Origin of the sequence: Roseisolibacter sp. H3M3-2, assembly GCF_029211165.1 — a bacterium.
GTDB lineage: Bacteria > Gemmatimonadota > Gemmatimonadetes > Gemmatimonadales > Gemmatimonadaceae > Roseisolibacter.
In genome coordinates, this window is sequence record NZ_JARGEK010000256.1 from 1 (window position 1) to 7,225 (window position 7,225).

7 protein-coding genes are annotated in these 7,225 nt (G+C 73.0%); 3 read left to right on the forward strand and 4 right to left on the reverse strand.

Annotated features, from left to right (window positions below; genetic code table 11):
- The 4 genes from PYV61_RS17860 to tig all read right to left on the reverse strand — a co-directional run.
- On the reverse strand, positions 1–1,711 hold a 1,711-nt coding region (locus PYV61_RS17860), incomplete at its 3' end, for an LON peptidase substrate-binding domain-containing protein (protein ID WP_275834113.1).
- A 92-nt stretch (positions 1,712–1,803) separates the two neighbouring features.
- On the reverse strand, positions 1,804–3,048 hold the full coding sequence (gene clpX, locus PYV61_RS17865) for an ATP-dependent Clp protease ATP-binding subunit ClpX (RefSeq protein ID WP_275834115.1): 1,245 nt from the start codon (positions 3,046–3,048) through the stop codon (positions 1,804–1,806).
- Between the two features lie 235 nt (positions 3,049–3,283).
- On the reverse strand, positions 3,284–3,913 hold the full coding sequence (gene clpP / locus PYV61_RS17870; RefSeq protein ID WP_275834125.1) for an ATP-dependent Clp endopeptidase proteolytic subunit ClpP: 630 nt from the start codon (positions 3,911–3,913) through the stop codon (positions 3,284–3,286).
- Between the two features lie 106 nt (positions 3,914–4,019).
- On the reverse strand, positions 4,020–5,258 hold the full coding sequence (gene tig / locus PYV61_RS17875) for a trigger factor (protein WP_275834117.1): 1,239 nt from the start codon (positions 5,256–5,258) through the stop codon (positions 4,020–4,022).
- A 187-nt stretch (positions 5,259–5,445) separates the two neighbouring features.
- On the opposite strand from tig, the gene PYV61_RS17880 reads away from it, so the two are divergent.
- From PYV61_RS17880 to PYV61_RS17890, 3 genes are all read left to right on the forward strand, one after another.
- Positions 5,446–6,036, forward strand: a complete 591-nt coding sequence (locus PYV61_RS17880; protein ID WP_275834119.1) for a hypothetical protein — start codon at positions 5,446–5,448, stop codon at positions 6,034–6,036.
- A 163-nt stretch (positions 6,037–6,199) separates the two neighbouring features.
- Complete coding sequence (locus PYV61_RS17885) at positions 6,200–6,616, forward strand: hypothetical protein (protein ID WP_275834121.1); 417 nt, start codon at positions 6,200–6,202, stop codon at positions 6,614–6,616.
- A 32-nt stretch (positions 6,617–6,648) separates the two neighbouring features.
- A complete protein-coding gene (locus PYV61_RS17890) occupies positions 6,649–7,125 on the forward strand; it encodes a hypothetical protein (RefSeq protein ID WP_275834123.1) in 477 nt (158 codons plus the stop codon).
- The last annotated feature ends 100 nt before the right edge of the window (positions 7,126–7,225 follow it).

Below are 7,225 nucleotides of genomic sequence, written 5' to 3' on the forward strand. Positions count from 1 at the left end.
CCGCGCGGCGGCGCGCCAGCTTGCGCGCCACGCGCCCGAAGCGGCGCTCCAGGTCGCGCACGTCGGTGCCGCGCGTCCAGCCGCGCACGATCGCCGGCAGCGCGTCGGGCGCCCACGTCACCGCCGCCGGGTCCAGCCCGCACTCGCGCAGCTGGCGCGGCACGAGGAAGCGCTCGGCGATCGCCAGCTTCTCCGGCTCCAGGTAGCCGGGGATGCGCACGATCTCCAGCCGGTCGCGCAGCGGCTCGGGGATCTGCGCCAGCCCGTTCGCCGTCGTCACGAACAGCACCTTCGACAGGTCGTAGTCCACCTCGAGGAAGTGGTCGCTGAACGCGTGGTGCTGCTCGGCGTCGAGCACCTCCAGCAGCGCCGCCGCCGGGTCGCCGCGCCAGTCGCTCCCCATCTTGTCGATCTCGTCGAGCAGCAGCACGGGGTCGGCCGTCTCGGCGCGCCGCATCGCCTGCAGGATGCGCCCCGGCATCGCGCCCACGTAGGTGCGGCGGTGCCCGCGGATCTCGGCCTCGTCGCGCACCCCGCCCAGCGCCACGCGCACGAAGCGCCGCCCCGTCGCGCGGGCGATCGAGCGGGCGAGCGACGTCTTGCCGACGCCCGGCGGGCCGACCAGGCAGAGCACCGGCGGGCGCGGCTCGCCGTCCCCCGCCGCGGCGCCCTGCCGCTGCCGCAGCGCCAGCACGGCGAGGTGGTCGAGGATGCGCTCCTTCACCTCGTCCAGCCCGTGGTGGTCGGCGTCGAGCGCCGCGCGCGCCGCCGCCAGCTCCACCGCCGCGGGCGCGCCGCGCGCGTGCCACGGGAGCCCGAGCACCCAGTCGAGGTAGGTGCGGACCAGCGTCGCCTCGGGGGAGGTGGGGCCCATGCGGCGCAGGCGGCGCACCTCGCGCAGCGCCCGCGCCTCCACGGCCTCGGGGAGCCGCGCCTCGCGCACCGCCGCCTCGAGCGCCGCCACGTCGTCGCTCTCGTCCTGCCCCAGCTCGCGGTGGATCGCCTTCAGCTGCTCGGTGAGCCAGAACTCGCGCTGGTGCTGCGACACGGCGCCGCGCACGCGGGCGTCGATGTGCTGCCCCAGCCGCAGCAGCGTCGACTCGGCCGCCACCGCCTCGGCGAGCCGCGCCAGCAGCGCGTCCAGGTCCTCGGCCTCGAGCAGCGCCTGCCGCGCCTCCACCCGCACGTCGAGGTGCGCGGCCACCCCCCAGGCCAGCCGCTCCAGCGACGGCGACTCGCGGAGCACCGCCACCACCTCGGGCGGGACGCGGCGGTGCAGGGCGACGTACTCCTCGAAGCCGACCAGCAGGTGCGCCGCCGCCGCCCTCCGCGCGTCGTCGTCCTCGTCCCCCTCGCCCACCAGCGGGAAGGGGGCGAGCGTGGCCCGCAGCGGCGCCACGTCCCCCTCGCCGAGCGTCGAGACGTGCGGCGCCCGCACCCGCTCGGTCGCCTCGACCAGCACCTTCACCGACCCGTCGGGGAGCCGGCTCACGTGCTCCACGCGCGCCACCACGCCCACCGCGTGCAGCTCGGGCGCCCCCGGGGCGTCCACCGCCGGGTCGCGCTGCGCCAGCAGCACCAGCCGCCGGTCCCCCTGCATCGCCGCCTCCACCGCCGCCAGCGAGGCCGGGCGGCCGACCAGCAGCGGGGTCGCGACCGAGGGGAAGACGATTACGTCGCGGAGCGGGATGACGGGGGCGGATTCGTTCATATCCGATCGAATGTAGCCCGGGCCGGGGACCGCCGCCCGGGAAACGACGAAGCCCACCGGGCGGTGGGCTTCGCGACGGACCGGCGGAGGACTCAGGCCTCCTTCTTCACCCGCTTCGGCGCCAGCTCGATCAGCGGCGGCGCCCCGTGCGTGATGCACCCCTCGGTCACCTTCACCTCGACCACGTCCTCCCGCGTCGGCAGGTCGAACATGACGTCGAGCAGCGACTCCTCGAGGATCGCCCGCAGCCCGCGCGCGCCCGTCCCCCGCTTGAGGGCCTTCTGCGCCACCGCCCGCAGCGCGCTCTCCTCGAAGGTGATCTTCACCGACTCGAGGTCGAACAGCTTCGCGTACTGCTTGGTGAGCGCGTTCTTCGGCTCCTTGAGGATGCGCACCAGCGCCTCCTCGTCGAGCGCCTCGAGCGGCACCGCCACCGGCAGGCGCCCCACCAGCTCCGGGATCAGCCCGTAGCGCAGCAGGTCCTCCGGCTCCACCTCCTCGAACGGGTTCTTCGACTTGGCCTTCGCGGCCTCGTCGGCCTTCCCCGTGAAGCCGATCTGCCGGCGCCCGATGCGCGCCTCGATGATCTTCTCCAGCCCGTCGAACGCCCCGCCGCAGATGAACAGGATGTCCTTCGTGTTGATCTGGATGTACTCCTGCTGCGGGTGCTTGCGCCCGCCCTGCGGCGGCACCGAGGCGACCGTCCCCTCGAGGATCTTGAGGAGCGCCTGCTGCACCCCCTCGCCGCTCACGTCGCGCGTGATCGACGGGTTCTCGCTCTTGCGCGCGATCTTGTCGATCTCGTCGATGTAGACGATGCCGCGCTCGCACTCGGCGACGTTGAAGTCGCCCGCCTGCAGCAGCCGCACGAGGATGTTCTCGACGTCCTCGCCGACGTAGCCGGCCTCGGTCAGCGTCGTCGCGTCGGCGATCGTGAACGGCACGTCGAGGATGCGGGCCAGCGTCTGCGCCAGCAGCGTCTTGCCGACGCCCGTCGGGCCCACGAGGAGGATGTTCGACTTGTCGAGCTCCACCTCGTCGTCGCGCACGCTCGCCGAGTTGATCCGCTTGTAGTGGTTGTACACCGCGACGGCGAGCGCCTTCTTGGCGCGCTCCTGCCCGATCACGTACTGGTCGAGGACGTCCTTGATCTCGGTGGGCGTCGGGACCTGGGTGATCGCCTCGGCGACCTCGCGCTCCTCGTCCTCCGCCAGGATCTCGTTGCAGAGGGCGATGCACTCGTTGCAGATGTAGACGCTCGGGCCGGAGATGAACTTCCGGACCGAGTCCTTCGACTTTCCGCAGAACGAGCAGCGCAGGTGTTTGTCGTGCGACATGGCAGCGGGGGCGGAGCGGGGGGACGTCGGGCGAGGCGCCCGGGCCCCCCCAAATCACGTAATAGTCTCGGCCGCGGACGGTCAAGCATGAGCGCCGGCCGGGTGCCGCTCGCTACGGGGAACGAGACGCCGGGGACCGGGCCGCCGCAAGGGTCGTCCGGGGCGGCGAGCGGAGAAAGCACTCCGGGCCCGGCCGCCGAGGCTGGCGGCCGGGCCCGGGCACGCCCGCGCGGGGTCAGGCGCTGACCGTGGGCTGCTGCGACGCCTCGACGATCTCGCCGCGCGTCGTGACGATGTTGTCCACGATCCCGTAGTCCTTCGCCTCGTCCGCCGACATGTAGCGGTCGCGGTCGAAGTCGCGCTCGATGCGCTCCGCCGGCTGGCCGGTGTGCTTGGCCATGAGCTCGTTCATCTTCGTGCGCAGGTACAGGATCTCGCGCGCCGCGATCTCGATGTCGGCCGCCGTGCCCTGCGACCCGCCCGACGGCTGGTGCATCATGATGCGGGCGTGGGGCAGGGAGAACCGCTTCCCCTTCGCGCCGCCGGCCAGCAGGAAGCACCCCATCGACGCCGCCATCCCCATGCAGATCGTGCTCACCGGGGACGACAGGTGCTGCATCGTGTCGTAGATCGCCAGCCCCGCGCTCACGCTCCCGCCGGGGGAGTTGATGTACAGGTGGATGTCCTTCCCCGGGTTGTCGGCCTCGAGGAAGAGCAGCTGCGCGATGATGATGTTCGCGACGTCGTCGTTGATCGGCGTCCCGAGGAAGACGATGCGGTCGAGCAGGAGGCGCGAGAAGATGTCGTACGTCCGCTCGCCGCGGCTCGAGCGCTCGATGATGTAGGGCGTGTAGATCGTGGGCATGGGCTCGTCGTCGTCGTCGTGGTCGAGGGTCGGCATGGGCGCCTCACTGCGCAATCGACGCGCCGGGCGGGGGGGCGGACAACCCCCCCGAACGGGCGACGGTGACTCAGCCGAGCGTGTTCCGCTCCTTCAGCCATTCGAACACCTTCCGCTCGGTGATCCCGTGCTCGATCTCCGAGAGGCGGTTCGACTTCTGGAGCGTCGCGTACACCTTCCCCGCGTCCAGCCCGCGCGACTCCGCCATCTGCTGGACCTCGGCGTCGACGTCGGCCTCGGTCGCCTGGAGCTGGTGCTGCTTGGCGATCGTGTCGACCACCAGGTCGCGGCGCACCTGCCGCTCGGCGATCGGGCGGAACTCCTGGGCGAAGCGGTCGACGTCCTGCTCCGGCACCTGGTACGCCTGCGCGTAGCTCTGCGACAGCTGGCGCACCCACGTCGGCGGCACCTCGAACGGGTTCGCGTCGATGATCGCGTCCAGCAGCTTGGCGCGCTGCTCGGCGTCGGCCTCGCGCGTCGCGTTCGCCGACAGGTCCTCCCGCACCGCCGCCGTCAGCGCGTCGACCGAGTCGAAGTCGCCGATCTCGCGCGCGAAGGCGTCGTCGAGCACCGGCGTCGTCTTGCGCTTCACTTCCTTGACGGTCACGCGCGTCAGCTTGCTCTGCCCGCGCTGCGCCTCGTCGGGGAAGTCCTCCGGCCACTTCACGGGGCGCTCCACGGTCTGCCCGGGCGCGGCCTCCATGATCAGCTCCTCGATCCCGGGGATCGCCTGGTTGTCGCCGAGCGTGATCCGGTACTCCTGGCCCGCCGGCACCGTCCCGTCGGCGTCCGCCGTCGCCAGCTCCACCGTCACCATGTCGCCCGGCGCCGGCTTCTCCTCCACCGGGGCCCACGTCGCCTTCTGGTCGCGCAGCGCGTCGAGCTGCTGCTGCAGCATCTCCTCCGTGACCTCGCCCGACCCCTTCTCGACGGTGAAGCCGTCGAGCTTCTCGAGGGTGATCTCCGGGCGGACCTCGAAGTGGAAGGTGAACGTCATCGGCGCGCCATCCTCGAACTTCAGGTCGTGGATGTGCGGCTGCGTGATGGGCTCCAGCTTCTGCTGCGCCATCAGCTGCGTGTAGGCCTCCTGCACGAGCGCCTGCACGGTGTCCTGCCGGATCTCGGCGGCGAAGCGCTTGCGCACCATCGCCGCGGGCGCCTTGCCGGGGCGGAAGCCGGGGAGGCGCGCCTGCGACGCGTAGCGGCGCGCGGTGCGCTCCTCGGCGGCCTGCACGGCCTCGGCCGGGATCGACACGTCGACGTGCCGCTCGGCGCCGGCGCTCTCCTTCTGTGTGATCTGGATGTCCATGGGTCGGTTATAGACGGGCGGAGCGTCGCTGGCCCGGGCCGGGCCGGGGGCGACGCTCCGCCCCACAAGCTAAACGGCGCCGGTTGACGATAGAAGCACGGCGCCCCGCTGGAGCCTGGCGCCCGGCGGGGGGTAGCTTGGCAGCAGGGGTCGACGCCGGCCCCGGCCGCACCCAGACCCCACCCCCATGTCCCTCCTCCGTCCGCTCCTCGGCGGCGCCGTCGCGCTGCTCCTCGCCGCCCCCGTCGCCGCGCCCCTCGCCGCGCAGGCCCCCGCCGCCCCGCGCCCCGTCCGACAGGCGATCGGGGTGAACGCGCTGGCCCTCCCCTTCGGGCTCTTCTCCGCCGAGTACGAGGTCGCCCTCCCGACCCCGGGCTTCGCCTTCGGCATCGGCGGCTCGTGGCTCACCACCGACGTCGACGACGACGACTACGACGCCTCCGACCGCGACGCCTGGGTCGAGCTGAAGGGGCTCTACTACCCCGGCGAGCGCCCCTTCCGCGGCTTCTCGCTCGGGCTCAGCCTCGGCGTCCACTCGGCGCGCAACAGCGACGGGGGGATCTGCGACTTCAACGGCTGCCGCGACGCGCCCCGCCGCTCGCAGACGGCGCCGACCGCCGGCGTCCTGGTGAGCTACGACTGGCTGCTCGGGCGCGCCGAACGGTTCCGCGTCGGCCTGGGCGTCGGGGCGAAGCGCACCCTGCGCGACGTCCGCCGCAACGACCCGCTCGAGCAGGTCTACCCGGACGGGCGGTTCATCGTCGGCGTCGCCTTCTGAGCGACGCTCCTCCGACGCGAGGCCCCGCGGCGCACTGCCGCGGGGCCTCCCGTCGTTTCCGACCTCAGCCGCATAGGTCAGTCGACCTTGGCGGGCCGGATGACGGGATCGATAGGTTCGCCTCGCCCCGAGAGGGCCGTCCTCCACCCACCTCCGAACAGGCATGCGAACCCTCCGCCTCGCCGCGCTCGCCCTGGCCGCCGTCGCCAGCACCGGGTGCTACCACGCGGTCGTCGAGACCGGCCGCCCGGCCGGCAGCACCGTCGTGTCCCGCCCCTGGACGCCGACCTTCGTCTTCGGTCTCGTCGCCGCCCCCGAGATCAACGTGGCCGCGCAGTGCCCGCGCGGCATCGCGAAGGTCGAGACGCAGATGAGCTTCGTGAACGGGCTCGCCAGCTTCGTCACGCTCGGCATCTACACGCCGCGCACGGTGACCGTCACCTGCGCCGGCGGGACCGCCGCGCTCCCCGGCCGCACCATCGAGGTCGCGACGCAGGACCTCGCCGCGCGCGCCGCCGCGCTCACCGACGCCGCGCGCGAGTCCGAGCGCTCGGGCGAGCCGGTCTTCGTGCAGTTCTGAGCGCGCCCCGACCCTCCGACCCGACACCGACCATGCGTCGTTCCGCCTCCCTGGTCTGCGCGCTCGCGGCCCTGCTCTCGGCCGGCTGCTACCGCGTGACCGTCGTCTCCGGCGCCCCCGCCGCGCCGAGCCCCGCCATCGACCTGCCGTGGGCCCACGGCTTCGTCTTCGGCCTCGTCCCGCCGGCGCCGGTGAACAGCGCCGAGAAGTGCCCGCAGGGCGTGGCCAGCGTCGTCACGCAGCAGAGCTTCGTGAACGGGCTCGCCTCGTTCGTGACGGGCTCGATCTACACGCCGCAGCAGATCACCGTCACCTGCGCCACCGGCCCGGTGCGCACCTCGGCGATGCCGGCGCCCGCGGCGACGGTCGCCGCCGAGGTGGCGGCGCCGGCTCCGGTCGCGGCGCCCGCCGTCCCCCCGGCCGCGGAGAAGCCGGCCGCCAAGGCCGCGCCGAAGGCGGCGACCAAGGCGCGCGCGAAGCCGTCCACGAGCGCGCGCCGCAAGCCCTGAGCGCGTCCCCTCTCGCTCGGTAAGAGCAGGGAATCGGATGAGACGGATCAGATCTGGGCGATTATCAAAGATCTGGTAGCAGATTGGAGGCTCCATCCGC